The sequence below is a fragment of the Microvirga sp. BF8 genome, assembly GCF_059888585.1.
Window position 1 is genome coordinate 1,426,954 of record NZ_CM187619.1, and the last position, 25,034, is coordinate 1,451,987.

The 25,034-nt window shown below is 63.4% G+C and carries 27 protein-coding genes and 3 pseudogenes; 14 read left to right on the plus strand and 16 right to left on the minus strand.

Annotated elements, in window-relative coordinates; all coding sequences use genetic code 11:
• Positions 1-463: 463 nt before the first annotated feature.
• On the minus strand, positions 464-682 hold the full coding sequence (locus AC522E_RS06905) for a hypothetical protein (protein ID WP_500749661.1): 219 nt from the start codon (positions 680-682) through the stop codon (positions 464-466).
• Positions 683-1,261: 579 nt separating this feature from the next.
• Between AC522E_RS06905 and AC522E_RS06910 the strand changes: the two genes are divergently transcribed.
• Both AC522E_RS06910 and AC522E_RS06915 read left to right on the plus strand, forming a co-directional pair.
• The gene (locus tag AC522E_RS06910) at positions 1,262-1,432 is read left to right on the plus strand and encodes a hypothetical protein (RefSeq protein WP_500749662.1); all 171 of its coding nucleotides are present in this window, start codon (positions 1,262-1,264) and stop codon (positions 1,430-1,432) included.
• Positions 1,433-1,478: 46 nt separating this feature from the next.
• Positions 1,479-1,877, plus strand: coding sequence for a DUF6894 family protein (locus AC522E_RS06915; RefSeq protein ID WP_500749664.1), 399 nt, complete (start codon positions 1,479-1,481; stop codon positions 1,875-1,877).
• 285 nt (positions 1,878-2,162) lie between these two features.
• On the opposite strand, the pseudogene AC522E_RS06920 reads toward AC522E_RS06915, so the two are convergent.
• Positions 2,163-2,294: pseudogene (locus AC522E_RS06920) on the minus strand (cold-shock protein); the annotation flags it as partial.
• Positions 2,295-3,338: 1,044 nt separating this feature from the next.
• On the opposite strand from AC522E_RS06920, the gene AC522E_RS06925 reads away from it, so the two are divergent.
• Positions 3,339-3,524 (plus strand): hypothetical protein, encoded by a 186-nt coding sequence (locus AC522E_RS06925; RefSeq protein WP_500749665.1) that lies wholly within the window; start codon positions 3,339-3,341, stop codon positions 3,522-3,524.
• 67 nt (positions 3,525-3,591) lie between these two features.
• Positions 3,592-3,996, plus strand: coding sequence for a hypothetical protein (locus AC522E_RS06930; RefSeq protein ID WP_500749667.1), 405 nt, complete (start codon positions 3,592-3,594; stop codon positions 3,994-3,996).
• An 84-nt stretch (positions 3,997-4,080) separates the two neighbouring features.
• On the opposite strand, the gene AC522E_RS06935 is transcribed toward AC522E_RS06930, so the two are convergent.
• From AC522E_RS06935 to AC522E_RS06945, 3 genes are all read right to left on the minus strand, one after another.
• Entirely contained in the window at positions 4,081-4,686 is a 606-nt protein-coding gene (locus AC522E_RS06935) for an Hsp20/alpha crystallin family protein (RefSeq protein ID WP_500749669.1), read from the minus strand.
• A gap of 389 nt (positions 4,687-5,075) precedes the next feature.
• A complete protein-coding gene (locus AC522E_RS06940) occupies positions 5,076-5,678 on the minus strand; it encodes a response regulator transcription factor (RefSeq protein WP_500749671.1) in 603 nt (200 codons plus the stop codon).
• Positions 5,644-7,893: an ATP-binding protein gene (locus AC522E_RS06945; protein ID WP_500749672.1), complete on the minus strand. Its 2,250-nt coding sequence runs from the start codon at positions 7,891-7,893 to the stop codon at positions 5,644-5,646. Before AC522E_RS06945 ends, AC522E_RS06940 begins: the two co-directional genes overlap by 35 nt.
• Before the next feature lie 165 nt (positions 7,894-8,058).
• Between AC522E_RS06945 and AC522E_RS06950 the strand changes: the two are divergent.
• Positions 8,059-8,562: pseudogene (locus AC522E_RS06950) on the plus strand (SUMF1/EgtB/PvdO family nonheme iron enzyme); the annotation flags it as partial.
• A 1,162-nt stretch (positions 8,563-9,724) separates the two neighbouring features.
• Here AC522E_RS06950 and AC522E_RS06955 read toward each other — a convergent pair.
• Together AC522E_RS06955 and AC522E_RS06960 are read right to left on the minus strand one after the other, a co-directional pair.
• Positions 9,725-10,546 (minus strand): creatininase family protein, encoded by an 822-nt coding sequence (locus AC522E_RS06955; RefSeq protein ID WP_500749674.1) that lies wholly within the window; start codon positions 10,544-10,546, stop codon positions 9,725-9,727.
• 116 nt (positions 10,547-10,662) lie between these two features.
• Positions 10,663-12,267, minus strand: coding sequence for an ABC transporter substrate-binding protein (locus AC522E_RS06960; RefSeq protein ID WP_500749675.1), 1,605 nt, complete (start codon positions 12,265-12,267; stop codon positions 10,663-10,665).
• 227 nt (positions 12,268-12,494) lie between these two features.
• On the opposite strand from AC522E_RS06960, the gene AC522E_RS06965 reads away from it, so the two are divergent.
• A complete protein-coding gene (locus AC522E_RS06965) occupies positions 12,495-12,671 on the plus strand; it encodes a hypothetical protein (protein ID WP_500749676.1) in 177 nt (58 codons plus the stop codon).
• Here the strand turns inward: AC522E_RS06965 and AC522E_RS06970 are convergent.
• Positions 12,668-13,882 (minus strand): MFS transporter, encoded by a 1,215-nt coding sequence (locus tag AC522E_RS06970; RefSeq protein ID WP_500749678.1) that lies wholly within the window; start codon positions 13,880-13,882, stop codon positions 12,668-12,670. The genes AC522E_RS06965 and AC522E_RS06970 overlap by 4 nt on opposite strands.
• Before the next feature lie 127 nt (positions 13,883-14,009).
• Here AC522E_RS06970 and AC522E_RS06975 point away from each other — a divergent pair, with 127 nt between their 5' ends.
• Positions 14,010-14,807, plus strand: a complete 798-nt coding sequence (locus AC522E_RS06975) for an AraC family transcriptional regulator (protein WP_500749679.1) — start codon at positions 14,010-14,012, stop codon at positions 14,805-14,807.
• Between the two features lie 157 nt (positions 14,808-14,964).
• Positions 14,965-15,525, plus strand: a pseudogene (locus AC522E_RS06980) (glycerophosphodiester phosphodiesterase family protein); the annotation flags it as partial.
• A 186-nt stretch (positions 15,526-15,711) separates the two neighbouring features.
• Here the strand turns inward: AC522E_RS06980 and AC522E_RS06985 are convergent.
• Positions 15,712-16,167, minus strand: coding sequence for a MarR family winged helix-turn-helix transcriptional regulator (locus tag AC522E_RS06985; protein WP_500749680.1), 456 nt, complete (start codon positions 16,165-16,167; stop codon positions 15,712-15,714).
• Positions 16,168-16,278: 111 nt separating this feature from the next.
• Between AC522E_RS06985 and AC522E_RS06990 the strand changes: the two genes are divergently transcribed.
• Both AC522E_RS06990 and AC522E_RS06995 read left to right on the plus strand, forming a co-directional pair.
• Positions 16,279-16,620, plus strand: a complete 342-nt coding sequence (locus AC522E_RS06990; RefSeq protein ID WP_500749682.1) for an antibiotic biosynthesis monooxygenase family protein — start codon at positions 16,279-16,281, stop codon at positions 16,618-16,620.
• A 108-nt stretch (positions 16,621-16,728) separates the two neighbouring features.
• On the plus strand, positions 16,729-17,001 hold the full coding sequence (locus AC522E_RS06995; protein ID WP_500749684.1) for a hypothetical protein: 273 nt from the start codon (positions 16,729-16,731) through the stop codon (positions 16,999-17,001).
• On the opposite strand, the gene AC522E_RS07000 is transcribed toward AC522E_RS06995, so the two are convergent.
• Entirely contained in the window at positions 16,985-17,665 is a 681-nt protein-coding gene (locus AC522E_RS07000; protein ID WP_500749686.1) for an ArsR/SmtB family transcription factor, read from the minus strand. The two genes, AC522E_RS06995 and AC522E_RS07000, sit on opposite strands and share 17 nt — an antisense overlap.
• An 80-nt stretch (positions 17,666-17,745) precedes the next feature.
• On the opposite strand from AC522E_RS07000, the gene AC522E_RS07005 reads away from it, so the two are divergent.
• From AC522E_RS07005 to AC522E_RS07015, 3 genes are read left to right on the plus strand one after another with little or no spacing between them, the layout of a single operon-like run.
• Complete coding sequence (locus AC522E_RS07005) at positions 17,746-18,075, plus strand: NIPSNAP family protein (protein WP_500749687.1); 330 nt, start codon at positions 17,746-17,748, stop codon at positions 18,073-18,075.
• Complete coding sequence (locus AC522E_RS07010; RefSeq protein ID WP_500749688.1) at positions 18,072-18,440, plus strand: antibiotic biosynthesis monooxygenase family protein; 369 nt, start codon at positions 18,072-18,074, stop codon at positions 18,438-18,440. The genes AC522E_RS07005 and AC522E_RS07010 overlap by 4 nt, the downstream gene beginning before the upstream one ends.
• On the plus strand, positions 18,424-19,377 hold the full coding sequence (locus tag AC522E_RS07015; RefSeq protein WP_500749689.1) for a DMT family transporter: 954 nt from the start codon (positions 18,424-18,426) through the stop codon (positions 19,375-19,377). The genes AC522E_RS07010 and AC522E_RS07015 overlap by 17 nt, the downstream gene beginning before the upstream one ends.
• 513 nt (positions 19,378-19,890) lie before the next feature.
• On the opposite strand, the gene AC522E_RS07020 is transcribed toward AC522E_RS07015, so the two are convergent.
• The 3 genes from AC522E_RS07020 to AC522E_RS07030 all read right to left on the minus strand — a co-directional run bounded on the left by AC522E_RS07020 (position 19,891) and on the right by AC522E_RS07030 (position 21,711).
• Entirely contained in the window at positions 19,891-20,310 is a 420-nt protein-coding gene (locus tag AC522E_RS07020; RefSeq protein WP_500749690.1) for a carboxymuconolactone decarboxylase family protein, read from the minus strand.
• The gene (locus tag AC522E_RS07025; protein ID WP_500749691.1) at positions 20,246-20,674 is read right to left on the minus strand and encodes a MerR family transcriptional regulator; all 429 of its coding nucleotides are present in this window, start codon (positions 20,672-20,674) and stop codon (positions 20,246-20,248) included. The genes AC522E_RS07020 and AC522E_RS07025 overlap by 65 nt, the downstream gene beginning before the upstream one ends.
• A gap of 521 nt (positions 20,675-21,195) precedes the next feature.
• Positions 21,196-21,711: a lipocalin family protein gene (locus tag AC522E_RS07030; RefSeq protein ID WP_500749692.1), complete on the minus strand. Its 516-nt coding sequence runs from the start codon at positions 21,709-21,711 to the stop codon at positions 21,196-21,198.
• Positions 21,712-21,722: 11 nt separating this feature from the next.
• On the opposite strand from AC522E_RS07030, the gene AC522E_RS07035 reads away from it, so the two are divergent.
• Positions 21,723-22,046: a hypothetical protein gene (locus AC522E_RS07035; RefSeq protein ID WP_500749693.1), complete on the plus strand. Its 324-nt coding sequence runs from the start codon at positions 21,723-21,725 to the stop codon at positions 22,044-22,046.
• A 381-nt stretch (positions 22,047-22,427) separates the two neighbouring features.
• Here AC522E_RS07035 and AC522E_RS07040 read toward each other — a convergent pair whose 3' ends face one another.
• The 3 genes from AC522E_RS07040 to AC522E_RS07050 all read right to left on the minus strand — a co-directional run bounded on the left by AC522E_RS07040 (position 22,428) and on the right by AC522E_RS07050 (position 25,001).
• The gene (locus AC522E_RS07040; protein WP_500749694.1) at positions 22,428-22,940 is read right to left on the minus strand and encodes a DUF421 domain-containing protein; all 513 of its coding nucleotides are present in this window, start codon (positions 22,938-22,940) and stop codon (positions 22,428-22,430) included.
• Positions 22,930-24,258: a DUF2254 domain-containing protein gene (locus AC522E_RS07045; RefSeq protein ID WP_500749695.1), complete on the minus strand. Its 1,329-nt coding sequence runs from the start codon at positions 24,256-24,258 to the stop codon at positions 22,930-22,932. The genes AC522E_RS07040 and AC522E_RS07045 overlap by 11 nt, the downstream gene beginning before the upstream one ends.
• 140 nt (positions 24,259-24,398) lie before the next feature.
• Complete coding sequence (locus AC522E_RS07050; protein ID WP_500749696.1) at positions 24,399-25,001, minus strand: hypothetical protein; 603 nt, start codon at positions 24,999-25,001, stop codon at positions 24,399-24,401.
• Positions 25,002-25,034 lie beyond the last annotated feature (33 nt).

The window sequence follows — 25,034 nt, forward strand, 5'->3', positions numbered from 1 at the left end:
CTTCGGCTCCTAGGTCGGTGGCGAGAACTCCCAAGCGGCCATTCTTCGCCTCAGGTATCATGTAGCTGCCTCGACAGGTTCTTCGAGGGTCTTTCCCGGCGTCTGAGCGAGGAAGAACATCCCTGGCGTGCAAGCTGCCACGTTGCGAGGGCTGTCCCTCAGCCGGCGACGTCTGTCTCTGGTCGGTCCTTTCCCAGAGAGATTTCTTCGTGCCAATCGCCCGCCTCGTCTTGGAACTCGATGTCTTCGGTTGCGCCCGGCAGCATCTGCTAGGGCGGCGGCCCGCTCCGCAGCCTCACGGGCCTCGCCATGGGTGGCGTAGCATTCCGAGAACACGTCGCCGACTTTGTAAGGCCCACCCGCCCTGGTGCTCCACGATCATGTAGTGAACATTCGCCATCGCTATCCTCCCGTCGGGCTCGGGTGAAGTGAACAACATACCCGGAGGGCCGCTGTCGCTTGCTCAGGTCCTGTGACCCTTCGGGCTCCAGACAAACACCTCCTCGCCACGCTCATCGACGACCCGCAGGGCATCCGGTTTTTGCGGCATGTCCAAAGTCTCAAAGAGCGACCGGGCTCTCACTTTGGCGTCCTCCAGATTGGTGGTGTCATGTTCAACCCGGCCGAGCGTGGCGTGGGCCTGGTCCGTGTCCCGGACCCGAAAAAACTCGATGATAAACATTGCTGACGCACCGCCTTGCTAGAGGAACCGACAGGCCACACGCCCTTTGGCGATGCCTCGATCTTCCACCTCGATCTTTCCATCCGCGCAGAGACTTGGAATGCCGACTGGACAGCCGGAGCATTCCTGGAAGTGGGCACGTGTGGACTGTGTGATTTCACCTCGGGCAGATCCGCCGCATCAGCATCGTTGCGCCCAAGGATTGCCTGCCAGACCGCGAGTGCTGCCTCATCGGCTGCCGCGGCCACAAGCTCAAAGACCGCGATGGCGTACGCCTCCGCATCATCGCCAACGCGTGTAGTGTCAGCCCGGGACCGTCGGGAGCTTGGTAGTGCCGAAGATCAAACATGAAGCGGCTGTTCAGACACATGGGGGACCTCCGCAATCGCTCGCAGATATCAACCTTGACCAATCGCAAAAGGCCGACAGTCAATCTTGATATCATATGGGCATCATGAGTCTGTTTACAGATACCGATATAAATAAAATCGAATAATTTTGTTTTGTATATCTAGTGACTACATGAAGGAGTATGCTGTGTTTTATTGGGTTTTACGGTAGGCAGGAAAGGATCCTGTCATGAGAATGCATCGTTACGTCATTGGCCGGCATGTCAGCTACGCCGAGGACTATTCGCCCAACAAGATCTGGGTCAGCGGATATGAGATTGTTTCCCTGCTTCCTACCGGAAGCCGGGAGCCTCAGTATCAGATCCGGAGCGATGATCAGACCTACGACCACGTTGTCTAGGAATCCCAGTTGCAGCAGGAGGTCGGGAGGGGGCGCTTGAACAAGCATGCGCGACGAACCGCGTCGGTCCTGGCATTGCCAGACCGTTGGGCTCGCCACAAGCCAGCGTCAGGATCTCACACGGTGGGATGATGAAGGTGGCGCGCCCCGATCAGGTCACTATTTCAGTGCGGCACCTCCATCGCTTCCTGAAGCAGAAACCGCTCTCTATTATTTCAACGGCCAGACTGGGAGCCGCCTCGTTGAGGACCCTGAAGGAAACAGGTACCCTGACCTCCAGGCTGCGAGAGACGTCGCTGTCGCCATGGCCCGTGACATGATGGCGGAAGGCGTTCAGCAGGGCGAAGACCGGCGAAGCTGGTGTGTCGAGATCATGGACAGAGCCAATCAACCGGTAATGGCGGTGGCATTCGCGGACGTTCGCGGCCCCAGAGCATCGGACTAGCTGCGGCAAAGCTATTGCCGCAGCACGACATCGAAGTCGGCAAGGGAGCTAACCATGAGCAGAAGCCATATCAGCCTCGCCCAGAGAGTCGTGAACTCGGTCTGGAAAGCCGTGAGGATGTTGGAAGATCGCCCCGCGCCGCCACCGAAAGTAAAGCTCAATGGGCGGCGCGGCTATGGCGACCGGGATATTCCATCTTCAGATCGAAACCCTGACGGTGCGTGACTCAAAGTTGAGGCTCGCTCCACATAGGTTGGTGGGCCAGGGAACGCTTCGAACAAAATCTTGTCCCTCGACAAGCCCGCGTAGTCCAGCGCGCTCAACCGCGATGGCGTTGACGAATACATCATGACCGCCATCATCGGGTTGGATGAAGCCTCCAGCTTCATCGTAGGGCTTCACTCGACCTGTCATCATGACGCAAACTTTTCAGCCCCACAGAGTATACAAGCGCAATTCCTTGCAACGAATCGAAACTGCGTTGTTCTCGATGTTTGGAGAGAGAGGAGCGCGCGCCTGGGAGCGAAAGTCGAAACTGACCATATGTCCGGCTAAAGTCGATAATTGAAGATTGGCTGAATGGAGAGCCATTTCAAGGCGATGGCCAAATGGGTACGCTATTCAGCTTGTAGTGATCCTAATGCCACTAAACATTGTAATGACTGAGATCAGTTATTGGGGCGAAGGATCAATCATAAAAACTTTGTTCGCTACTGAGGAATATAGAGCGTATATATGGAAAAGGGGCCAATGAAGTGCTCCAGCAGGAGCTTTCATTGAGATTTTTCATTGTCGCCGCCGCATTGGGCTTGGTGGTCTTCCCTCAATTTGGACATTCAGAAGAACGGACCCGGGTAGATGTCGGTGCGTCAAGGTCAATGCAGGTGTCTCCTGCTGATCAAGCGGTTCAATTGTCTGCTATCGCGAAGGAGGCACGCGACAGGTCCGAGGCATTGGAGCGCGCTCGTGACCGCCGGATGAGAGAGATCTCGAAAAGCATCTGCATCGGCTGCTGATCTCTGCCAAGCCCGGTTGAGTAAAGCCGGCCGCAATAGACATGCACATTGAAACGAAAGGCACAGGCTATGAGTGGCATGTCCATCGAAAGCATTGCGCTCCATATCGTCCGGCATCTTGCCCATGGGATGGGGAAGCCGCAAGGGCAAGGCGCTTCGGTTCAAAGCCTCAGACATTGGTGGACTCTAAGCCTGGGCCAGCGCGGCGAAGACCTTGAGCGCGGACTGGCATTTGCCAGTCAATGCCGGTGGATTGAGAACGGGCCGGATAATTGGATCCTGTTGACGGCCCTGGGATGCGAAAAAGGCGGCGTACCTCGCTAAGGATCCCCCAGCCTGCCGATCCGTACGCGGAACGCACCTCCGAATGACCTCTGAGAAAGCGCAGGAAAGGCGCATTCCGAAGGCTCTATGGCGGCTCATTTGAGAACCAGAGGATTGACGGATGTTCTATGAAAAAGCCCTGCGCGTTGCCGAGCGAACGCTTATTGACGGAGTGACATTAGCCGAGCTCAAACAAGCGTCGAGGGATTTGCGAGCTCTCACGCCTGATAGTGCGTTGGCGGAACTGGCCGCCGCCAAAATCAAGCTTATCGAGCACCAGCAGCGCGGGCCGCATCCCTTGGTCTAAGAGCATGCCTCCCAGGAAGCTTAAGACATTAGAGCTGAGTCCTGCTCTTCTGAAGAAAAGCGGGCACGTGACCAGGATCGCTTCCATCCCCAGGAGCTATGGCATCCAGAATATCATCCAGAACATCCGCCATGTCTTCGATCTGAGCGAAGCTCGCCGTGAGCGACAGCCTGAAGCCATCCTCCAGTTCGAAGACAATGTGAGGATCGCCACCATCGGATGGCGGGGAGACCAGGACCGGGCCAGCTTCTGCGTGTCGGGCATGAACTCCTCCGGAGTGCGCTGTCTATCGGAAAATCGTGAACGAGGTGACGAGCTGGTTTTCGTAGGCAATGCGGCGGTAGACTTCGCCCGTACTCTTGATCTCGTAGCGGGGAAACTCATCGCCCGAAGGCAAAGGACACGATGCCAGCCATGCTGGCCGTTGGAAGCCAAGTTCCTTGGCGCCTGCGGGAGAGGGAAGCAACGCTAAACATGATGCCCCCGCTCACCTGAGTGCACGGCCCGTCGGTATCCTTAACCTGGGCTTGTCGCCCCGGACCGCTACGGCTCTCGCTTACCGGGTGCCGGCACCGCCCGCCGTCCTGTCCGGGGTGCCGCCCGGAGCGCCGGCATCGCCCGCGGCGCCCTGGCTTCCTTGCGATCCCCGGGCGCCCTGGGCACCCGTGCCCTGCACCTGGATGCGGCGGGAGCGCTCCTGTTGCCCGGTCTTCGGTACGGTCACGGTGAGCACGCCGTTCTCGAAGCTTGCCTGCACCCGCTCCGGATCCACCGGGTAGGGCAACCGCAGCGAGCGCTGGAAGGTACCGTAGGACCGTTCGACGAAGTGGAAGTTTTCTTTGTCGTCCGTGCGCTCGAACTTCTTCTCGCCCCGGATGGTGAGCACGTCGTCGTCAAGGCTGACGTCGATGTCCTGCTCGGTGACGCCGGGCAGTTCCGCCGTGATGCGGATCTCGTTCTGCGTCTCCGACACGTTCATGCTGGCATTGACGAAGTTGCCGACCCTGCCCTGGCCTTGGTTACCCGCCGCGGCGGGCAGGCCTGTGCCGCGCAGGACATCGTCGAACAGGCGGTTCACGTCACGGTGGAGGGACAGGAACGGATCACCGCCCCCAGGAAAGCCGAAGCCGGGATGGAAGGGAGTCAAAGGGTTGCGGGCCATGGTCGGTTGCTCCTCGAGAGTCGCGCCGCCCCTACGGCGGAGGGATGCCGGTTGGCAAGGGACATGCGGAGCGGCGCAGGATGAATGACTGCCGGGCCTCGCGGTTCCCTGGGTCTCGCTCGACACGCGGAAATCGGTCCTCGCGGCAGACGGCCGGCCTTCGAATGGTGCGCCATGTGGCAGGGCATCCTCTCGCTGCCGAGTCTTCAAAAATCGGCCCCATCCGGAAAGTTGCGGACGGGGCCGAGTTTGCAAAGGCAGCAAGGGGGGCGGGAGGGGTGCCTCTGCGAAACGGATTCTGGCAGATCCTCGGGAGGAGGGAACTCGTGCAAGTACGAGGCCAGGACGGATCGGCCCGCTCGTTGGACAGGCATGGAAGGGGCTGGTCCTCAGGCGGCCGCGAGCCAGAGCCGCACAAGGTCAGGCAGGCCCCTGGCGCCGGTCTTCTCCAGAATGTGCGCCCGGTGGAACTCGACCGTGCGATGGCTCACCCCCAACTTCCGGGCGACCTCCTTGTTCGTGTCTCCCGCGACCAATCGCTCGAGCACCTCGCGCTCGCGCGCTGTCAGGCGCGCCAGAGACCGGAAGGCCGCCTCGATATCCTCTTCCCGTGATGAGGGATCGGCCTGCTGCCTCAGCCCGCCTTCGATGGCTGCAATCAGGGTTTCGGCTTCGAAGGGTTTCTCCAGGAAGTCCACCGCTCCTGCCTTCATGGCCGCGACCGCCAGGGGGATATCGCCGTGTCCGGTGATCAGGATCAGCGGCAGCCCATCTCCTTTCATTCGCAGCTTCTTGAGCAATGTAAGACCATCCATACCCGGCATACGGATGTCGCTCACCACGCAGCCCGGTTCGAGGATGCCGCGGGCCAGCAATTCCTCGGCCGAGGCAAAGGCGCGGGCCTCGTACCCGGCATCCTCGAGCAGCGCGACCAGCGAGTCCCGCATCGCCTCGTCGTCATCGACCACGTGAATGGTGCGTCCGCTCGCCATCGATCACCTCCCTTGCTGGTGCAACCGGAACGGTAAACCGGAAGACCGCGCCGCCATCCGGGCGCGACTCGGCCCGAAGATGTCCGCCGTGGGCCTCGACGATCGTCCGGCAGATCGACAGCCCGATCCCCAGGCCCGTGGATTTCGACGTGGCAAAGGGCGCGAACAGGACCTCGGGATCCGGGGGCAGCCCCGGCCCGGTATCGGCGACCGAGATCTCCAGCTGCGCATCACTGGCTGATTTCGTGGCCACGACGATCTCCCGGTTGAGCTGCCCGCCCATGGCCTCGAGCGCGTTGCGCACGAGGTTGAAGATGACCTGCTGAATCTGGGTGCCGTCCGCCAGGATCGAGGGATCGGACGGATCGAAGTCGAACCGCATCCTCAAGTCCGGATCGCGTTTGCCCACGAGGGAGAGCGCCACGGCATCCTCGACGAGACGGCGGGCGTTGGCCACGCGCTTGTCGGTCTCGCCGCGGGCGACGAAGTCGCGCAGACGCCGCAGGATCGCGCCGGCCCGTACGGTCTGTTCGGCCGCCTTCTCGAGCCGGGCGAGCGCGCGCTCAGCCCCGTCGGGCGTACCCGCGCGCAGGGTCATGCGGGCCGCATTCACGAAGTTCGTCGCCGCGCCGAGCGGCTGGTTCAGCTCGTGCGCCATCGCCGCCGCCATCTGCCCCATGGCGCTCAGGCGGGACGCATGCAGCACCTGCGCCTGCAGCTCGCGCAGGCGCTCCTGAGCCTCGCGGGATTCAGTGATGTCGACGTTCGCGCCGAGAAGACGGACCAGCCGGCCCTCTGCGTCATGGATGGGCAGACCCCGGTCGACGACCCAGCGCACCGAGCCGTCGGGCCGCACGATGCGGTACTCGTTTTCCAAATGCCCTGACGCCATGGTGGCGGCTCTTATCTGCCGAGCGCGGCCCCGGTCGTCGGGATGAACCTGTGCCAGCCATTCCTCCACGCTTTGGTGGCCGGGCCCTTTGGGATCCAGGCCATACAGACGGCAGTAGGCCTCCGAGCAGGTGGCAACGCCGCGCACCGCATCCCAGTCCCATGTGCCGACGCCGCCCGCCTGCTGCGCCAGGCGGAGGCGTTCCTCGCTCTCGCGCAGGGCCTCCGCCGCGGCGCTCCGGGTGGCCTCGATACGGAGCGCCTCCCGCGCCTCGGCCACCTCCTGGGATCGCCGATAAGTGGAGCCGACCAGCAGGAACAGGCCGAGAATGGCCGGTAGGCCAAATCCCAGTTGCACGGCCACCGTCTCCCGCCATCGCGCCAGGATCGCTGTGCGGGCGCGTCCCGCCGACGCATATACGGGCCAGTCCTCGATCCGCCGGAACGCCGCGACGCGCTCGACCCCGTCCACGGTGGACCGTCCACGCACGATGGCGCGCTCCAGGCCCGCCGTCATCACCGGCAGCATGGGGCTGCCCTCCGCCAGGGGAGGGGGCGGGCGATCAAATCCCGTGCTGCGCGCGAGGAGCTCGCCGTCGGTGCGGACCAAGGCGACCGCATCCTCCTCGTGCCCGGAGAGCCGGCGCAGCCCCGCGGCCAGCTCATTGGGGCGGAGCGAGACCAGGACGACGCCGCGAAACGGATCGATCATGAGTTGATCGGAAGCCGGTCGCGCGCCCGAATCCGCAGCCTGACCGCGGCGCTCGGCAACGCTGAAGAAGAGCTGCCCGTCGAAGCGGCCGATGTAGACCTTGCTCACATAGGGACCCGGCGTGGTCCGATTGCGCAGCGCCTGGAAGAAGTCGCGGTCCCGGAGATCCGCGTCACGCGGGACGGGGAACAGGTTGGCGCTGACGAGGGGACGGCCGTCGGCGTCGATGGCGTAGAGCGTCAGGAGCCAGGGCCGCGTCTGAGCCATGCCCTGCAACACAGCGTGCAATTCGCCCTCGCGCGCGCGGATCTCCTCGTCGGTCATGCCGCGGAGAAGGTCGTCGACCCGGTCGGCCAGCAGCAGGTGTCCGTCCAGCAGGTGGGCCGCGTACTCGGCTGCGGCATCGGCGGTGCGGGCCAGCTCCGCCTCCGCCTGCCGCCACGCCTGTCCCCAGGCAAGCCACGCTCCGAGGCCCAGGATGCCGAGCGGCACCAGGACCACCGCAGCCAGCAGAAGCCGGTCGGCGGACCGGCGCGGAACCCGCTTGCCGGAGGCCTCGCCCCCCGCCCGATCTCCAGGGCCGACCTGCTTGCTCACCGATCGATCATCCACCTTGCCGCTGCCGACCATCTGTTCCTACCACCTTTTACCACAATGCCGCGTCCTCGACCGTGCTACCCTCGTACTCGCCCGAGCTGGCGGTTTCCCGAGGTCCCGAGGGGTTTCCGATCCCGTATGGTCTCGCCCAACATCCGGCTCCTGGCCGACAAGGATCTTGTATCTTGCCGCGATGCCGCGGCTTATGCCCTATGGGCCGGCAAGGAGTTGCCGACGGAAGCCGAGTGGGAGTTCGCCGCCCGCGGCGGCCTTGAGGGTGCCGAGTTCGCCTGGGGCGACGAGCTGACGCCCGGCGGACGCCACATGGCCAGCACCTGGCAGGGTGGCTCTCCGTTCCAGAAAACGAACCTTGATGGCCATGAGCGGACGTCGCCGGTTGGGACATATCCGCCGAATGGCTACGGGCTGTGCCCAAGCACCCGGCGGACGCGGCCCGGCCCTGCTGCATCCGCACAATCCGCGCGGCGGCGGCGAAGAGGCGAGCTACGACCTTTGCCAGCCGCAGATCGCGATCCCGGGCAAGGTTCTCAAGGGCGGCTCGCACCTGTGCGCCCCGGACTATTGCCGCCGCTACCGCCCGGCCGCTCGCCACCCGAGCCCGTCGACACCTCCACCAGCCATGTCGGGTTCCGGTGCGTGGTGCGGAGCAGGAGCACGCCGTGAGCACTCGTCGGCTTGATCTGTCCTGCGGGTGATGATCCCGCGCCTGGGCGCTCCGGCCGTGCTGATCCTGTTCCCGAGGCGCTCGCGCGGCAGCGTGCGGCCCAGGGTGCGACTGTGGAAGCACGACCTGCTCACGCAATGCACTCATGAGGGGCTTCGACCCGTTGAGCCGACGGGTGCCGCGGAATGCCGTCTCGGCGGAGGTTTCGAATGTCCCAAAAAGCATCCCGGGCCCATGACCGCACTGCGACCGATCTGCGATCGATGATCAAGCCAGGTACATGGAAGCGATCCTCCAACCGATCCAGGGTCCTGTCACGATCCGAACCGGTGGGTGGCGGGGCCATCGCCACCCTGGTCCTTGAGCAAAGCGTCGCGTCACGACGCCGAACCTCGTATTGGTACGGGTTTTTTCCCTTTTGGCCGTGCGGTATCAAGGCATCAAGCGGGCAGTCGAAAGAGTACGCCTTGCGTTATCGGAAAAACTCGCAAGTCATGGGCGCGAAATGGCCGAGAGCATCAGGATCACGTGTCCACTGGGATACAGGAAGCAGTTTGAGATCCTGACTATTTCACATGACATCAGCACGATGTATCTGCGTCCCGAAAGTTGCGCCATCAGGACATTATCGTTCCTTTCCGGCCCGGGCCGAAGAACCGCAAGGTAGCCTGGAAGTGATCAGGATTGATGGCACCCTGGTGGAGCGCGTCGACCAGCAGAACAAGCGTCAACGCTCCTGGCTTCTGACGCGGATCAAGCAGGCCGCCCCTCAGGCTCTGATGGTACCTTCGTGAGGTTAAGCCGCAAACTCAAAAAACTTGAAGGTCTCCGGTGCAGCCTGGGCACGCAACCCTAAGGTCCGTTCATGGCACTTCTCAGATCTATGTCCAAGGACAGCTAATCTCGCGTAAGCGGACGTTCGGAGAGGACAGTGGCCTTCCTTCGTATGTTGAAGGCTTCCATTCGTGAAGCCTGACTGCAAATGTCGGGACCGGAGGCCGCGATTCGCGTTGGCCAGGAGGACGCCGTCGGTGTCCGCGCCTCGGAAGACCATGCGCTGCTCGCAAGCCCAAGGGTTACGACTTCATCCACCGAAACCACGCCCACCCGGCCGTCGCCTGCCATATAGGCATGACGGGCGGCTCTGGGGCTAAGGTTATGTCATTCGGCCCGTCCGGAGGTCGTTCGCTGCCCCCGGCCCCACTGCCAGACCGGATCCGGTTCAGACCAGAGACGCTCATCGCGCATGCTCTGCGCCAATGCGGTGGCCTGGATCGCGAGAAATCGCTCTCCTTTCTCGCGGGTGGCCGGGCGCGGGTCGCCCCACGTCCCGGTGACAGGGGCCCGCTCCGAGAACGAGTAGAAGCGCGAGAAGCCCTGGGGGGCCTCAGCGCGCTTGGGGGCCTGTTGCACGGCCTCGTCGAACTTGTCCGTGCGCACGATATCCCCAGCGATCGCCAGCATCACCGAGGTCTCACCCTCACAAGCATGCTTCGGCGTTTCGGATTCGGCTATCGCCGCAATCTCGTCGTGCGCCAGCATCCACGGGGTGGTTGCGACGATGGGCATGGCGAACGTCACCGCGAGCTCCCGCGCGGCGACGGCCAGCGGGTCGATGTTGCCGCCATGGCCGTTGACAATGAGGAGACGCTTGAATCCGAGGGCCTTCAGCGAGCGCACGATGGAGCGGAGGACGCCGTGGTAAGCCTCGTAATCGAGGCTGATCGTGCCACCGAAGGGAAGGTGATGCTCGCTCATGCCAAGCCAGAGACCCGGCAGCACGGCAACAGGGATTTCGTCGGCGACAAGTCGTGCCGCCCGGACTGCGGCCGCGCTGGCGCTGGCCGTATCGGTAATCACCGGAAGGTGGGGGCCATGCTGCTCGAGCGAGCCCACCGGGAGCACCGCCAGTGCGCCTGGACGTGATGCTATGCCCCTGAGTTCCGGGGCCGTCATTCGGGCCCATTCCACCTCAATTGTCATTGGTCTCTTCCGTCTGTTTGCAATCGTCACATTGCGCGCGGCTGTTCGCACCGATCCCGTGCGGATCGATCCGCACGGGGTGTTGTTCGAATCCGGGCCGGGTAGAGCCGCGTGTCCTATTTGCTGAGAGATACGCCATAGAACGGCTGCCCGCCGAAGAAATGCATCTTGTAACCGGAGACCTCCTTGCGAACCGGCGTGAAGGCCTGAGCATTGGCGAAGAGGATCGCCGGAGCATCGTCGTAGAAGATCTTCTGGAGCTCGACGTAGATCTTGGCGCGCTCAGCCTGGTCGCCGATGGAATTCGCGCGCGTCAGCTTCTCGGAGAATTCCTTGTTGCACCACCGGGCCCGGTTGCCCCCAGTGGCGACGGCATCACAGCTCCAGCTCAGGGACAGGAGTTGGCTCGGATCCGGGTAGTCCCACGTGCTTCCGCTCATCGCGACATCGTGCTCGCCCTGGCGGGTGCGCTTGAGGTACTCGCCCCATTCGAATGTCGTGATCTCGGCCTGGATGCCGACCTTGGCCCAGTCCGCCTGGATCAGTTCAGCCGCACGGCGTCCATTCGGCATGTACGCCCTGACCACCGGGATGGCCCACAGCGTCGTCTTGAAGCCATTGGGATACCCAGCCTCGGCAAGAAGCTTCTTGGCCTTTTCGGGATCGTACTCGCGGACCTTGAGGTCGTCGTTGTGTCCCCAAAGGGTCGGCGGAATGAGGGCTGCGGTCGGCGTGCCGGTGCCCTGATACACGGATTGGACGAGAGCCGGGACGTTCGTGGCATAGCTCAGGGCCTCACGGACGCGGCGGTCATCGAACGGCTTCTTCTGGTTGTTGAAGGCGAGGTAGCTCATGTCCGCGATTGTACCGGACTGAACATTAAGGTTGGGATCGGCCTTCATTGAGGCGAGATCGCCGGGGTTGGGATAGCGTGCGATGTGGCATTCGCCCGCTCTCACCTTGGCGTAGCGGATGCTAGGATCGGGCGTGATCGCAAAGACGAGATCGCTGACTTGCGCTGTCCGATCGGACAGACCCGCGGCCCCGCCCCAGTACTGGGGGAAGCGCTTGAAGCGCACGGTGGCGTCCTTCTGGTAGGCCACGAAGCTGAAGGGGCCCGTCCCGATCGGGACCTGATCGACCTGTTCCGGTGTGCCGGCCTTTTGCATGGCGTCCGCGTATTCGGCCGAGAGGATGGACATCGGTTCGACGGAGATCGCGCCCAGCAGTGCAGCCTCGGGCCGCTTGAGCACGAACCGGACCGTGTAGTCATCGACCTTTTCGACAGCCTTCAGGAAGGGCGCCACGAGACCCGCGTAGTACTCGTAGCCTCCCCGTCCGACTTTATGGAACGGGTGCTGCTCGTCCATCATCCGCTGAAACGAGAAGACCACGTCATCGGCATTGAACTCCCGCGTCGGCTTGAAGGCCTGGGCCGAATGCCAGGTCACGCCTTTCCTGAGCTTGAATGTATATTCGAGGCCGTCGTCCGAGACAGTCCACGACTCCGCGAGGCCCGGAACGATCCTGGAGCCCCCGCGCTCGACGCTGACCAGCCTGTCATAAACCTGGGCGGCGACGTCGAATGCCGTGTTGGCGGTGGAGAACTGGGGGTTGAGGAAATCCGGACTGGCTTCGGTACACACCACCAGCGTTTCGGCGGAAGCCATACTCATTGTGCCGAGGAAGGCGAGGCCGGCGGCAATCGTGCGACGAAACATTGTGTTCTCCCAGGTTTAGACCTGTCCGGATCTTAACGAGCCGCAGTCGGACAGCAAGGCTGCGGGAGACCGCACCCACATCCGGCTTCGCAACAGAATAGGTCGAGCCGCGTCGTGGAGGAACGCACAGGACATTGCACCTCGGGCGGGGCGGAATTGCCACGCAAATCCTCCCCGGCAGAGAATAATGACGTAGGCTAGAGCACGTGTGGACGGACTGTGATCCGTTGATTCGCACGTCCTCACGCTGTCCCGCGGCTCTGGGCTACGTGCTCCTGGCGCCCAATCTCCTCGGCTACGGCGCCATGGCGGTGAGCGGCCGCAAGGTCGCGACGGGAGCGATGCCGGCGTTCCGTCCACGGACGGCGCCTACGGCCGACGTGGGAGCCGTTGTCCCTGGCTAGGACAGCCTGGATTTGGCCTCGTGGACGTTCGGCAGGAACACGGTCAGGATTCCGATCGCCGGCAGGTACGAGCAGATCAGAAAGGCGAACGGCAGGCCCTTCCAGTCGGCCACCCATCCCAGCAAGGCTGCGCCAATGCCGCCGATGCCGAAGATGAACCCGAAGAACAGGCCCGAGACCATGCCGACCCGGCCGGGCATCAGTTCCTGCCCGTAGACCACGATCGCCGGGAAGGCCGATGACATGAGCAGGCCAATGACCACGCTCAGAAGGACCATCACCGTCAGGCCGACATGGGGCAGGATCAGCGTGAAAGGCAGCACGCCCAGTATCGAGACCCAAATCACGACCTTGCGCCCGAGCCTGTCGCCGATCGTGCCGCCTGCGATCGTGCCGGCCGCCACGGCTGCGAAAAACACGAACTGGAGGATTTGCGCGTCCTTGGTGGAGAGCTGGAAACGCTCGATCAGGAAGAACGTGTAGTAGCTGGTGAACTGTGCCAGATAGACCCATTTCGAGAACAGCAGCGCGAGCAGGATCGCCATGGCGCGCGCCACCTGCCCCCGCGGCAGCGTGGGATGACGCGCGGGCGCCTTGTTCGTCGGGCGGGCCGCGTGCCCGTTCGCTTGATACCAATGCGCCAGCCCGGACAGCAGGATGATGCCTGCCACGGCGGCAAGGGCGAACCATGCGAGACCGTTCTGACCCCGGGGCAGGACGATGAACGCCGCGGCCAGCGGACCCAGCGCGGAGCCGAAGTTGCCCCCGACTTGGAACAGCGACTGGGCAAGGCCGTGAGCCCCGCCGGAGGACAGGCGGGCAATCCGCGACGTTTCGGGGTGAAATATGGATGAGCCGAGGCCGAGCAGCACGGCTCCGGCGAGCAGGGTTCCGTAGTTCGGCGCAAAGGCAAGCGTGAGCAGTCCGCTCATCGAGGCCACCATGGCGAGCGGCAGCGAGTAGGGCATCGGCCGCCGATCCGTGTAGAGGCCAATGAACGGCTGAAAGATCGATGCCGTGAGTTGGTAGACAAGGGTCAGCAACCCGATCTGCGCGAAGCTGAGGTTAAAGTCGCCCTGCAAGATCGGATAGACGGCAGGCAGCAAAGCCTGAAGCATATCATTCAGCATATGGCAGACGCTGGCGGAGATGAGGATCGGGAAGACCGTTCCCTTTGGTTTTGCGCTCAGGGGTAATGCTTGGGTAGACACGTCCAGTTCTTCTCTCGATCAGGGGCTGGCTTGGGCTAAGCACTTGCAGCCGACGTGACACCACGATACAGAGCGCGGAATTGGCCTGCCACCAGTGTTGGGCCTAAGTATTACGAGAGTGGGCCAGATGCGGGATCTCCGTATCGAGAGTGTCGATCATCTGCCCCGGCCGATCATCGCCCTCGGCCGCGTCTATCCGGATCGGTTCAACATCGAGCCGCACCACCATCGTCGCGGCCAACTGATCTCCAGCGCGTCAGGCGTGATCGTGCTGACGACCCCGGAGGGCACCTACGTCATGCCTCCGCAGCGGGGAATGTGGATCCCGCCCGGGACCGTGCATCGCGTGCGGATGGTCGGGATGGTCAGCATGCAGAGCCTGTATCCGGAGCCGGAAGCGGTTCCAGGCATGCCGGAGCGCTGCCAGGTGGTGGGCATCTCGCCCTTCATGCGCAGCCTCATGACCGAGGCCGTGAACCTGCCCCTGGAGTATGAACTGGACAGCCGGGCCGGAGCGCTGATGGAACTGATCCGGCACGAGATGCAGCAACTCCCGGTCCTGCCGCTGTCGCTGCACTATCCCACCGACGGCCTCCTGGCGGAGCGCTGTCGACGATTTATCCAGCAACCGGCCATCCACGAGACCATTGACGACTGGAGCAGGGAGCTCGGCATGAGCCGGCGCGCCTTCACGCGCCTCTTCCGGCGCGAGACAGGCCTGAGTTTCATGGCCTGGCGGCAGCAAGCCTGCCTGCTCTGCGCCATGCCGCGCTTGGCTGCCGGCGAACCCGTGACCACGGTCGCGATGGACCTGGGGTACGAGAACCCGGCAGCTTTCACGATCATGTTCAAGCGCGCGTTCGGGAGTCCGCCCTTGGCCTATCTTGGGCTCAGGAACAATCGCATCGCCACGGAACCTGCCTGAGCTTGCGGTCGCTTCAGACAGGAACGCCGGACCGTGCATGTGGAAGGCTTCGAGCCTGCCAGTTCAGCACGTAGAATCGGGAATGGGGTAGTTTTGCCCAGTCCATTCGGTTGACGGCTGACCGAGACACGATGCAACTCCTGAGGTGACCGGTGCCATGCGAAGACTGTTGCGCCCGCTTGCTGTCTCCCTGCCCCTGCTTGTGGCCATTGTGTATGTCAACAACACCAGCCTGCTGGCAAAGCGCCCCTCTGGTCCGCCTACGGTGCTGGCCCATCGCGGCATCGCCCGGCAGGTCGAAACGACCGATCTGCGCAACGACACCTGCACGGCCTCCCGCATGTTGCCGCCGACACACAACTACCTGGAGAACACAATTCCCTCCATGCAGGCCAGCTTTGAGGCCGGAGCTGATATCGTCGAGGTCGATGTCCACCCGACCACGGATGGCCAGTTTGCTGTCTTTCACGACTGGACGCTGGACTGCTGCACCAACGGTAGCGGCGTCAGCCGGGGAGCACTCGATGGCTGAACTCAAGAAACTCCACATCGGCTATGGCTACACGGCGGATGGCGGGAACACCTTTCCGTTCCGGGGCAAGGTATTGGCCTGATGCCCTCGCTGGAGGACGTCCTGGCAACCTGCCCCACGCGCAGGTTCATGATCAACGTCAAGAGCCGGGATCGAACCGAGGGCGAGAGGCTCGCCGCCGACCTCCTGCTCGTGACCCGGAGCTGACGTTAGCTGTCGGGAGACTGCAAAGGCTTCCTCAATCCCCGTTCGTAGCCCGTAGCCCATAAGCGCGCAGCCATAGCCGCACTGAGGCAAGCTGCAGCATTGCGTCATTCGGTAGCAAAGACCACCGATGGCCTCTCTGCCCCTGACCATGCTGCCAGATGTGCCTTACTTCTCGAGCCGGGTCCGCAACGTTTCGAGCAACTGCCGTGCGGCAAGAATATCGTCGACCTCGAGTCCTTGCGTGAGTGCCTTGACCCACGGTGCTTGGAGGCGCTGGGCAGCCGCGTAAGTCTCGCGTCCCTTGTCGGTCATCAAAACGAGCTTGGCACGGCGGTGGTGCGGATTCTCGGCGAACGCGACCAATCCCTCCTCCGCCAGCTCGTTGACGATACGCTGAACGCCTTGACGTTGGAGCCCCATGGTGCGGGCGAGCCGCGCCACGGGTTCGGGCGCCGACGAGAGATCGATGGCGCCCAGCACCTGCCATCGCGCACTGGTCAGCCCCAATCCCGACACCAGGCGGTCGCCCTCGGTGAGAAGACGCCCGTTGAGCCGGAAGACCTCGAGGATGAGTTCGCTGACCGCCAGGGGCGCGCTGGTCTTGTGCTTCTTCGATATCATTGACAACCGATAACCATAATGACAACGTGATGTCAATCTGCGACGTGGTTCATGACCGCCGCCCCGGCCACATCGACCGGCACACCGCAGGGAACTGGAAAAGGACATGATATGGCGCAGGTGCAACCGAATTCCGAATCCGTCTTCCGCATTGATACGTTCGTCGTCCCGGACGTCGCGCGGGACGCGTTCCTGGCAAAGGTATCAGAGACGCACGAACTGCTCGGTCGTATGGACGGGTGCCTCCAGAACCGCGTTCTGGAAAAGGTTGCCGGTCCGGGCAGGTTCAACATCGTGACATTGGTCGAGTGGAGCGATGCCTCGTCGTTCGAGAGGGCCAAGGCATTCATGAAGAATCGCCATGCGCAAACCGGCTTCAATGCTCAGGACTTCTGGTCGCGACTGGGCATTGAAGCGGAGATCGCCAATTACGAAGGGTGCGAGGGGCTCTGATATAGATCCGGTGGCGATTGCTGCCAGACCTCCATGACCTGATCCGGGAATGTCCGCAGCCACTCGGGCAACAAACCGTTGCCCGATTAGAGGCGAGCGGAGCGGGGAATGGCAGGTGCCGTTGAAGAGTTGATGGAGAAGCGTGCCGAGCTGACCGAGCAACGCCAGACTCTGGAGCAACAAATCAAGCAGATCGACAGCGACGTGTCAGCCATCGATCGGGTCGCAAGGTTGTTCGACCCGAGCATTCTGCCGACCGTGGTTCCAAGAAAGAGAGCGCCCGCCGCCAGAAGTCCTTTCTCGGGAGAAAACCTGAGCGCGATCATCCTCAGGACCATCCGGATGGCCACCCTCGCCGATATGCCTATGCGGAGAGAGTGAAGATTGACCTGAACTCTCCCAGCCCTTGGCAGGTGAAGGTCATCACCCGTCCGGCATCACGCCCGACCCAACCCTTCTCAAGCAACCGCGACAGGATCGCGGCTCCCAATGCGCCGCCAAGATGGCTGCGCCGCTCGCTCCAGTCGAGGCAGGCCCGGCACACCGGACGGCGGCCTTTCTCCAGCCGGGTCACATCAATCCCGAACTCGCCGAAGAAAGTTCTTCCCTTGGCGGTCAGGGCCATGGGTTCCTCGCCCGCGATGAAACCCTGCTGCCTGGCTCCGTTGAGCAGTTCGACTCCACGTTCGCCCGCGAGGTGATCGTAGCAGACGCGGGCTGCCCGCAATGCGGCATCCTTCGGACCTGTCCGGACCCGGGTGGCGCCCGTACGCTGGGCGAGGCCCATCAGTGCCTCCAGGACCTGCGCCACGTCCGGGTCCGAGAGCCGGAAATACCGATGCCGGCCTTGTTTCTCCGCGGTAAGCAGGTTGGCGGCATCCAGCTTCGACAGATGCCCGCTGGCGGTCTGGATCGTCACGCCCGCAGCCTCGGCGAGCTCGCTGACTGTCAGGGCTCGTCCGTCCATGAGGGCCGTGAGGATGTTGGCCCGGGCCGGATCTCCCAGGAGCGCAGCCACGGAGGCGATGACAGGACCTTCTTTCATACTTCGACCGTAGCCGAAGCAACGCAGTCGTTCAATCAAGTAGACATCACTTCTCACGCCCTTCAAGAGGACACCCGAGCATGATCACCTGCTTCATCCGCTACGAGATCGACCCGTTCAAAGCCAGCGCCTTTGACGAGTACGCCCGCAACTGGGGCCAAGCCATTCCACGCTGCGGCGCGGACCTCATCGGCTATTACTCTCCGCACGAGGGCTCGAGCACGGTCGCGTACGGCGTCTACAACATCAGGAGCCTGGCCGACTACGAGGCCTATCGCGAGCGTCTGCGCAACGATCCGCTCGGGCGAGCCAATTACGAGTTCGCCAAGAAGGAGCAGTTCATCCGCCGCGAGGACCGCATCTTCCTGCGCCTAGCCTCGGCCCCGCATGCGGAGCTGATCCGGCCATGATCGCAGTGATCTTCGAAGTGCGCCCGGCCGAGGGCGAGACGCAGCACTACCTCGATCTCGCGGCCGCGCTCTGGGAGGATCTCACCCAGATCGACGGCTTCATCTCCATCGAGCGCTTCCAGAGCCTGAGCGAGCCGGGCAAGATCCTGTCGCTCTCGTTCTGGCGCGACGAGGAGGCGGTGCGGCGGTGGCGCAACCGTCCTGGCCACCGTGCCACCCAGGTGAAGGGTCGCAACGGCGTCTTCGCCGATTACCGCCTGCGGGTTGCCAGCGTCATCCGCGACTACGGCATGCACGACCGGGATCAGGCCCCGGCCGACAGCCGACATGTTCATGAGGGGAAGCACAATGAAGTCCAGGGTTGATGATCCGGGAACGGATCGTTCGCGCTATCTTGTCGGGTCACTGTTTGGCCTTGCCGCCGTGAGTATCTGGGCGGGTTGGATGCCAATCACGCGCCTGAGCGTGACGACCTCGCTCACACCATATGACCTCGCCATGCTGCGGTTCGGAACGGCCGGACTTCTGCTCCTTCCCGTGTTGATCCGCAACGGACTCGCCCTCGACCGTCTGCGATGGTGGCACCTCCTGGTCATGGTCGTCGGCGCTGGCGCGCCGTATTCCCTGGTGGCGGCCAGCGGACTCCGGTTCGCTCCGGCCGCCGATGCCGGGGTTCTGACCCCGGGCGTCATGCCGTTGTTCGTGGCCGTGCTCGCGTCGGTGGCACTGCGAGAGAGGATCGCGCCTGGGCGCAAGGTCGGTTACGGCCTCATCCTCCTCGGTGTGATCGTCATCGCCGGACTCACGGCGCTGCTGCCGGGTCAGCAGCGGAGCGTAGGCCATCTGCTGTTCCTCGCCGCCGCCTTCATGTGGGCCTGCTACACGATCATCCTGCGCAAGGCAGCCCTGGCACCGCTCCACGCCGCCGCCATTGTCGCGGTCGGCTCGGCTGTGGGGTTCACGCCGATCTATCTTGCGACCCAGGGCCTGCACTTCACGCAGGCTCCCGCAACGGAGATTGCCTTCCAGATGCTGTTCCAGGGCATCGTGGCGACGATCCTGTCGCTGTACCTGTTCGGAAAAGCGGTTTCGATTCTCGGCGCATCGGCGGGGGCGGCCTTCGGGGCGCTGGTTCCGGCGATGGCGGCTCTGCTGGCCATCCCGGTTCTGGGCGAGACGCCGTCGCCAAGTGACTGGGCTGGGATCCTGGCCGTATCCCTCGGCGTGTATCTCGCCAGCGGGGGACCTCTGTGGCGGCCTAGGGGGACGGTTCTTCCCGCTGATGCCACCGAAGGAACATGACCGTTCTCGTCACAGGTGGAGGCCTCATCTTCATCCGGCAATCCCATCTGCCACAGGCTGATGGGCTGGACGATCTTCGGGATTTCTCCTGGGCTTTCAGTCGCTTATCTCTATTCTGGTGGCTTTTGCTACCGAATGCCGAAAGAAGCGCTCGATCAAGTTGCGTTCGTGGTAGAGCCCAGGGTGCTGCGGACGATATAGTCGCCCGAGAAGGATGAGACGAATACCGCGCCTGTGGCGTCGATAGCGATGCCAGCAGGAGAGGCGATACCTTCCAGAACGGTCGAGCGTGTCCCGTCTTAAGCGACCCGCTCGACCGTGCCGCTCCCAGTTTGATACATAGACCGCGCCATCGAAATGGACGGCTATCCCCATCGGAGCGCTGGATCCTTCCCAGAGCTTTTCAGGTGTGGTCGGATTCGCGTATGCGGCGTTCGGAGCCACAATCGGGGAACCGGGAATCGCGGTGAGAGCGAGAGCGCCGGCCGCAGGTCAAGGAGCGGAGAAAGTTCATCATGCCGCTTCCCCCTTCTGGACGGGAAACCGGGCGGCGAAGACCTCTTTGGCCGCAAACAGCCCGTTGAGCGCCGCAGGAAAGCCGGCATAAACCGCCATCTGTATGATGGTTTCGGTGATTTCCTCCTTGGTCAGCCCGACATTCAGCCCCGCCTCGATATGGACTTTCAGTTGCGGGGTCGCAGTTCCCATCGCCGTCAGCGCCGCGATGGTCGCGATCTCACGGGCGCGCAAATCGAGGCCGGGGCGGCTGTAAATGTCGCCAAACGAGAACTCGAACACGTAATTTGCGAAGTCGGGCGCAATGTCAGCCAGAGCGGCAATGACCTTGTGGCCAGCTTCGCCGTCGATTTCAGCGAGCGCCCGCTTGCCGCGTTCCAGCCGGCTTTCGCCGACGTTTGGGGATAGGTGCGTCATAGTCCTTCATCCTCTGTTCCTTGCCGGCATATCCGGCAATCTTGGTGTCGAGGACGAGAAGGCAGGCTTGCAGTTTGGCCACATGCGCACGGACACGCTCACGGTGCTGTTCGAGCAACGTGCCGCGCTCCGCTTCCGTGTCGACGCCACGCTCCCGCAAGGCCGCGTAGCGCAGCATTTCCCGTATAGGCATCCCGGTCGTTTTGAGACGATCGAGAAATTCTATCCAGGTCAGGATTGATGCGTCGTAGTCACGTTGGCCCGATTGGTCCCTGTCGGCATGGGGCAACAGCCCGATCCGCTCATAGTAACGGATAGTGTGGGCAGACAGTCCCGAACGCTTCGCCAACTCGCCAATCTTCATCAACGCCCTTCTTTCGTCACGACGCACAGAAAGCTACGGGTTAGAGTGCGCTCTAAGTCAAGAGGCGTTTGTCACTTTGTCGTGTCGCGGAAATGCCAAGGTTCGCGACGACATCGGCGTCGTTGATTTTTAAGCGAAGACTTGTCGCAAATGTCAGGTAAAAAAGTCGACCCTGCGCGACGACTTTTGCGAAACCGGAGAGTCGCTTTATCCTCTGCCAGCCCCGAAAGCGGCCTGGCCACTTACCACCCCAAATTGGTCATGCCGCATTCATGGGTTCATGGCCTGGTTCCAAGATCGGAAACACGCCGACGGACGGAGTGCACGAGTTGCGCCGACCTCCGTTGTGATCGGCGGCCCGCTGAGGCAGCAAATTCGTCAGGGCGGTTCGTCCCGCGCAGGGTCCGCGCCCTTGTGGAGTATCTCGTCGGGGGACGGGCGCAGGCTCCCGGACTGGAGAGGCCATCGCGCGCTCATGAGCGGTGATCGGCTCACGATCAGCGGGATGAGTTGGCCTCGGCCTAAAGCGACAGAAGCTCGTCTGTGACGTCCCGTCCGGTATGCCGCGGCGTGATCAGCCGACCGAGATCGAAGCCCTGCCGCCGCGCCTCGGCGAGATAAGCTTCCTTCTCCGCATCATCGACGTGCGGATCCCGTGCCAGAAGCCAGAGATGATCCCGGTCGGGCGTTCCCACAAGGGACAGTCGGTAGTCCGGGTCGAGCTTTAGCACCCAGTAGTCGCCTTTCGTGAACGGAAACCAGCGCAGGCCCTCCGGCAGGAAGGACACCTTCAACTGCGACTTGCCCTCGTTGACGGGCGTGGCCTCGCCGATGGCCTGGGTCGGCTTGCCCTTGGCATCGAAGCAGCGGTTGTCGACGCGCACCGTTCCACCGCTCTCCAGGCTGTACCGGGCGGTGACGTCGGTGGCGGCCTCATCCTCCCATTTCAGGGGGAGGCGGCAGATCTCGTACCACCTGCCGAGGTAGCGGTTGAGGTCGAGCGAAGGGATTGCGGTGACAGGGTGGGCATCGGTCATGCACGTCTCCGTTGGTTGCGCCGTTCAACGAAACCTTCGCGGTTCCGTTCCAGGCGATCAGACTTCCGGTGCTGCAACTGGGGATGGCCTGTCCTGCCGGCGATCGATCACCGCCGTACTCCCGCGCTCATCCGGCCATCGCGTCCAATGCCCGCGCGGTCTTGATGGCCTGGCGGGCGCTGACTTACGATACCCGGCTGGGCGGCTATGTGGTCGACATCGACAAGGATCGGCTCGCAGACACTCCCCGCTATGGCGCCGACGACGATCCGTTCAGGGATGATGAGGATGGTGCACAGGTGGACGCCTACTTTAGGATCACGCCCACGTCCTGAGCGCCCTGGGGCCCCGGTTGTGGCGTCGTAGGGCGTCTGACCCATCAGAACAGCCGGCGGGATCCACGGTGGAAAGCTTCCTCCTGGCGCGTTTTGTCCGCATGAGCATTCTCCAACTGGACGTCGCCGGCGACGACCGCGCCGCCTTGGAGCGGGCTATGGCTGTCTGGGCGCAGCCCAACTGGATCACCCGGTTGGCGGGGTTGGCAGGCAAGCCGGTCGCGGTGATCGGCAACCTGAACCCGACGCCCGTCTCGGGCTTGGTCGCACGCGCCAGCCGGAAAGCCCTGATGGCAGCCCTCCGGCCGGCGATGACGACCCTGGCCGGAAGACCTCTCTGGCGATACCATGGCCCCGTGGCGAGGTCCGTCACGGAGGGGCCTAAGGCTCGGGAACGGTCGCGAGGGTCGGCTTCGCCTTATCCTGTTCCGCCCCCATGATGAGGGTGATGGTGCCATCCGTCTCCAGGACGACGGCCGCCGCGTCGGCGGCATCCGCCACCCCGTTCGAGCGCAGGGCCGACAGGACCTCCTCGCGCGTAATCCGCTGCGACCGCATCGCGCTTTCGAGAAACCGTCCCTGGTGCATGATGAGGGTCGGTTCGCTCTTCACCAGGTCCTGGAAGCCCGGCGAGCGCACCGACAGCCAGGTGATCGCGAACTGCAAGAAGACCAGGAGCGCCATCGCCAGTACGCCTTCTGCCAAAGCCACCGACTTGCTGAGCAGCACTGTGGCCAGGGTAGAGCCAAGCGCGACCGTAACAACAAGGTCGAAGGCATTCAGCTTGGTCAGCGTACGCTTGCCCGAGATCCGTAGGATAGCCACGAGGGCGAGGTAGGCCAGCGTGCCGACGGCAAGGACGCGTCCCAGCCCGGCCCATGAGTCAAAGAACATGGATGGTGCCCTCCCTGGGGAGACTCGTGACAGCGATCCTCGCCTGCTCGATCCGGGCCAGCACCGCCTGGCGGTCGCAAGGCGCGAGCCGCGCCTCCCCGGCGGTCTCGGCAAGCTTGCCGAGCTCCCGAACCACTGTATCTTGCGCCTCCCGGGTGGGGAGAGCCGGCGCGAGCTGCCCTAGCACGTCCGCCATGCGGATCAGGACGGTGGGGATTTCGCGGGCTGCCTGCCGGATGGCGTCGAAGGCGGCGTCGGTCAGGCCCTGCACGTCGGAGCGCTGGGCGATGACCCGCGCCGCCTTGTCGTCGTCGTGCAGCACCGACGGCTGGAGCGAGCGCCCGAGAATCTCCTCCAGGGCGGCTCCGAGGCGGTCGACCACCACCACCGCCGTGTACGGATCGTTGATGCCGGGCGATAGCGCCCGCAGGGCGATCTCGACGAGCTGGCGCAGACTATGTTCCAGGTCCTGGGCCGGGCTGCGCTCCTCGCCCACCACGAACGCTCTCCTGATCGCTTCGGCTGCATCGTCGCTGGGCGGCCGCTCGGCATGGACGACGACGTGATCCCCGCCTTTCAGGACGAAGTGCCCGGCCCGCACCCTCACCTGGAGGATGGCATCCTCCCGGGAGGCCACCGACACGAGCCCGTCGTAGTCGACCACCTGGACGTAGCCGCTCCTCCCCAGCGATACGGTGGCGATCCGTGGCGGCAGGACGGCAGGAACGGCTCTGGCCGTCCGGCCTTCCTTCGGGAGCATGCTGTCGATGCTGTGGTGAAGGTCGTACGCAACCCGTGCGACGATGCTGTCGGCGACGATGGCACGGGCGACCTTGTGCACATAGAACAGCAGGGCGAACAGGCACACGATGGTGAGGACACTGCCGATCGTCACCGCGAGGTGGGGCACGCCCTCCGCGCCCAGGGTCCCGTCCAGGCTGCGCAGCACCACCAGCACGTAGAGGATGGTGCCGAGGAATAGCCCGAGCACGACCTGGATCTGCCGGTCACCCATGAAGTTCGGGATCAGGCGCGGCCCGAGCTGGTTGGCCGCGAGCGTCAGGATGACGAAGGTGACAGAGACCACGAGCGAGGTCATCGTCATCAAGCCGGAGAGCAGGCTGGCCAGGAGCCCGCGCGCGCTATCGGCATCGCCGCCGTAAAGCCACCAGAGCTCGTCGGCGTCCCAGCCCTCAGGCAGGGATGGGGCAGACCCGAGAACCCAGTAGGCGAGACCCAGCGCGAGAAGGCTCATGACCAGGGGCACGATCCAGAGCTGTCCGCGCAGGAGGACGATGACGTTGCGGATGCGCTCCATGCAGCGTCAACCGCGAACGCCCTGATGGGATCCATCGCGGCTCCATCGGCGCGCAGCCTTGTGGGCGCACTCGGAAGGACGCGTCACGACGAATACCTTCCAGTCCATCAGTGGCTCAGGAGAAACCGGATCCCTTTAGGTCACAGATCCGTTGCGACATCGTCACGGAGGTTCTCCCGCTCGCGACGGGACCGGATCTGGTGCGTCCCGACCACATGCCCCTTCACGAGCAGCCGGTCCTGTTGCCGGATCACGTCGAACCGACGCATCGCCCCGGCCAAGAGATCCTGGGAGCCATGCACTGCAATCACCTTGATCTCAAAGGCGACAAGGTGCTCCAGGGCATCCGCAGCGACGGCGCTCCTTTGAACGACAGGATCGATCAGGCTTCGAAACGATCCTATGTCGACGAAGTGTCCGGCCTGCAGCGGGCCTTGCCGGGTCTTCAGGTCCAGGTCCGATCGGCCTCCCAGCAACTCGGTCACCGGGCGGCTCCAGCGCCCCTCGATCGTCTCGACGGTCGCGACGACGCTCTCGACGTAGATCGCCTCGGCGCTCATGTTGCTGATCAGGCACCGGGCCTCGAGCCCCGACCCAGCGCCGCGGTTGATCAGGATGTTGGATCGCTTCTGCCGGCGATAGCTGCTGACGAACACGTGCAAGTAGGCAATCCAGACAAACAGCATCGCGATGTTCGCCAGCGCGCCGATGACTTGGTGATTGCTCGCAATCCAGTTCCACATGATCGTCCGCTTGCGGTTCGACCGATGACCATC

What these genes read in the sequence shown, in the direction of transcription:
- AC522E_RS06905 (WP_500749661.1), bottom strand. Translation starts at nt 682, where the DNA reads ATGTTTATCATCGAGTTTTTTCGGGTCCGGGACACGGACCAGGCCCAC.
- AC522E_RS06910 (WP_500749662.1), top strand. Translation starts at nt 1,262, where the DNA reads ATGAGAATGCATCGTTACGTCATTGGCCGGCATGTCAGCTACGCCGAG.
- AC522E_RS06915 (WP_500749664.1), top strand. Translation starts at nt 1,479, where the DNA reads ATGCGCGACGAACCGCGTCGGTCCTGGCATTGCCAGACCGTTGGGCTC.
- AC522E_RS06925 (WP_500749665.1), top strand. Translation starts at nt 3,339, where the DNA reads ATGTTCTATGAAAAAGCCCTGCGCGTTGCCGAGCGAACGCTTATTGAC.
- AC522E_RS06935 (WP_500749669.1), bottom strand. Translation starts at nt 4,686, where the DNA reads ATGGCCCGCAACCCTTTGACTCCCTTCCATCCCGGCTTCGGCTTTCCT.
- AC522E_RS06940 (WP_500749671.1), bottom strand. Translation starts at nt 5,678, where the DNA reads ATGGCGAGCGGACGCACCATTCACGTGGTCGATGACGACGAGGCGATG.
- AC522E_RS06955 (WP_500749674.1), bottom strand. Translation starts at nt 10,546, where the DNA reads ATGACAATTGAGGTGGAATGGGCCCGAATGACGGCCCCGGAACTCAGG.
- AC522E_RS06960 (WP_500749675.1), bottom strand. Translation starts at nt 12,267, where the DNA reads ATGTTTCGTCGCACGATTGCCGCCGGCCTCGCCTTCCTCGGCACAATG.
- AC522E_RS06975 (WP_500749679.1), top strand. Translation starts at nt 14,010, where the DNA reads ATGCGGGATCTCCGTATCGAGAGTGTCGATCATCTGCCCCGGCCGATC.
- AC522E_RS06985 (WP_500749680.1), bottom strand. Translation starts at nt 16,167, where the DNA reads ATGATATCGAAGAAGCACAAGACCAGCGCGCCCCTGGCGGTCAGCGAA.
- AC522E_RS06990 (WP_500749682.1), top strand. Translation starts at nt 16,279, where the DNA reads ATGGCGCAGGTGCAACCGAATTCCGAATCCGTCTTCCGCATTGATACG.
- AC522E_RS06995 (WP_500749684.1), top strand. Translation starts at nt 16,729, where the DNA reads ATGGCAGGTGCCGTTGAAGAGTTGATGGAGAAGCGTGCCGAGCTGACC.
- AC522E_RS07000 (WP_500749686.1), bottom strand. Translation starts at nt 17,665, where the DNA reads ATGAAAGAAGGTCCTGTCATCGCCTCCGTGGCTGCGCTCCTGGGAGAT.
- AC522E_RS07005 (WP_500749687.1), top strand. Translation starts at nt 17,746, where the DNA reads ATGATCACCTGCTTCATCCGCTACGAGATCGACCCGTTCAAAGCCAGC.
- AC522E_RS07010 (WP_500749688.1), top strand. Translation starts at nt 18,072, where the DNA reads ATGATCGCAGTGATCTTCGAAGTGCGCCCGGCCGAGGGCGAGACGCAG.
- AC522E_RS07015 (WP_500749689.1), top strand. Translation starts at nt 18,424, where the DNA reads ATGAAGTCCAGGGTTGATGATCCGGGAACGGATCGTTCGCGCTATCTT.
- AC522E_RS07020 (WP_500749690.1), bottom strand. Translation starts at nt 20,310, where the DNA reads ATGACGCACCTATCCCCAAACGTCGGCGAAAGCCGGCTGGAACGCGGC.
- AC522E_RS07025 (WP_500749691.1), bottom strand. Translation starts at nt 20,674, where the DNA reads ATGAAGATTGGCGAGTTGGCGAAGCGTTCGGGACTGTCTGCCCACACT.
- AC522E_RS07030 (WP_500749692.1), bottom strand. Translation starts at nt 21,711, where the DNA reads ATGACCGATGCCCACCCTGTCACCGCAATCCCTTCGCTCGACCTCAAC.
- AC522E_RS07040 (WP_500749694.1), bottom strand. Translation starts at nt 22,940, where the DNA reads ATGTTCTTTGACTCATGGGCCGGGCTGGGACGCGTCCTTGCCGTCGGC.
- AC522E_RS07045 (WP_500749695.1), bottom strand. Translation starts at nt 24,258, where the DNA reads ATGGAGCGCATCCGCAACGTCATCGTCCTCCTGCGCGGACAGCTCTGG.
- AC522E_RS07050 (WP_500749696.1), bottom strand. Translation starts at nt 25,001, where the DNA reads ATGTGGAACTGGATTGCGAGCAATCACCAAGTCATCGGCGCGCTGGCG.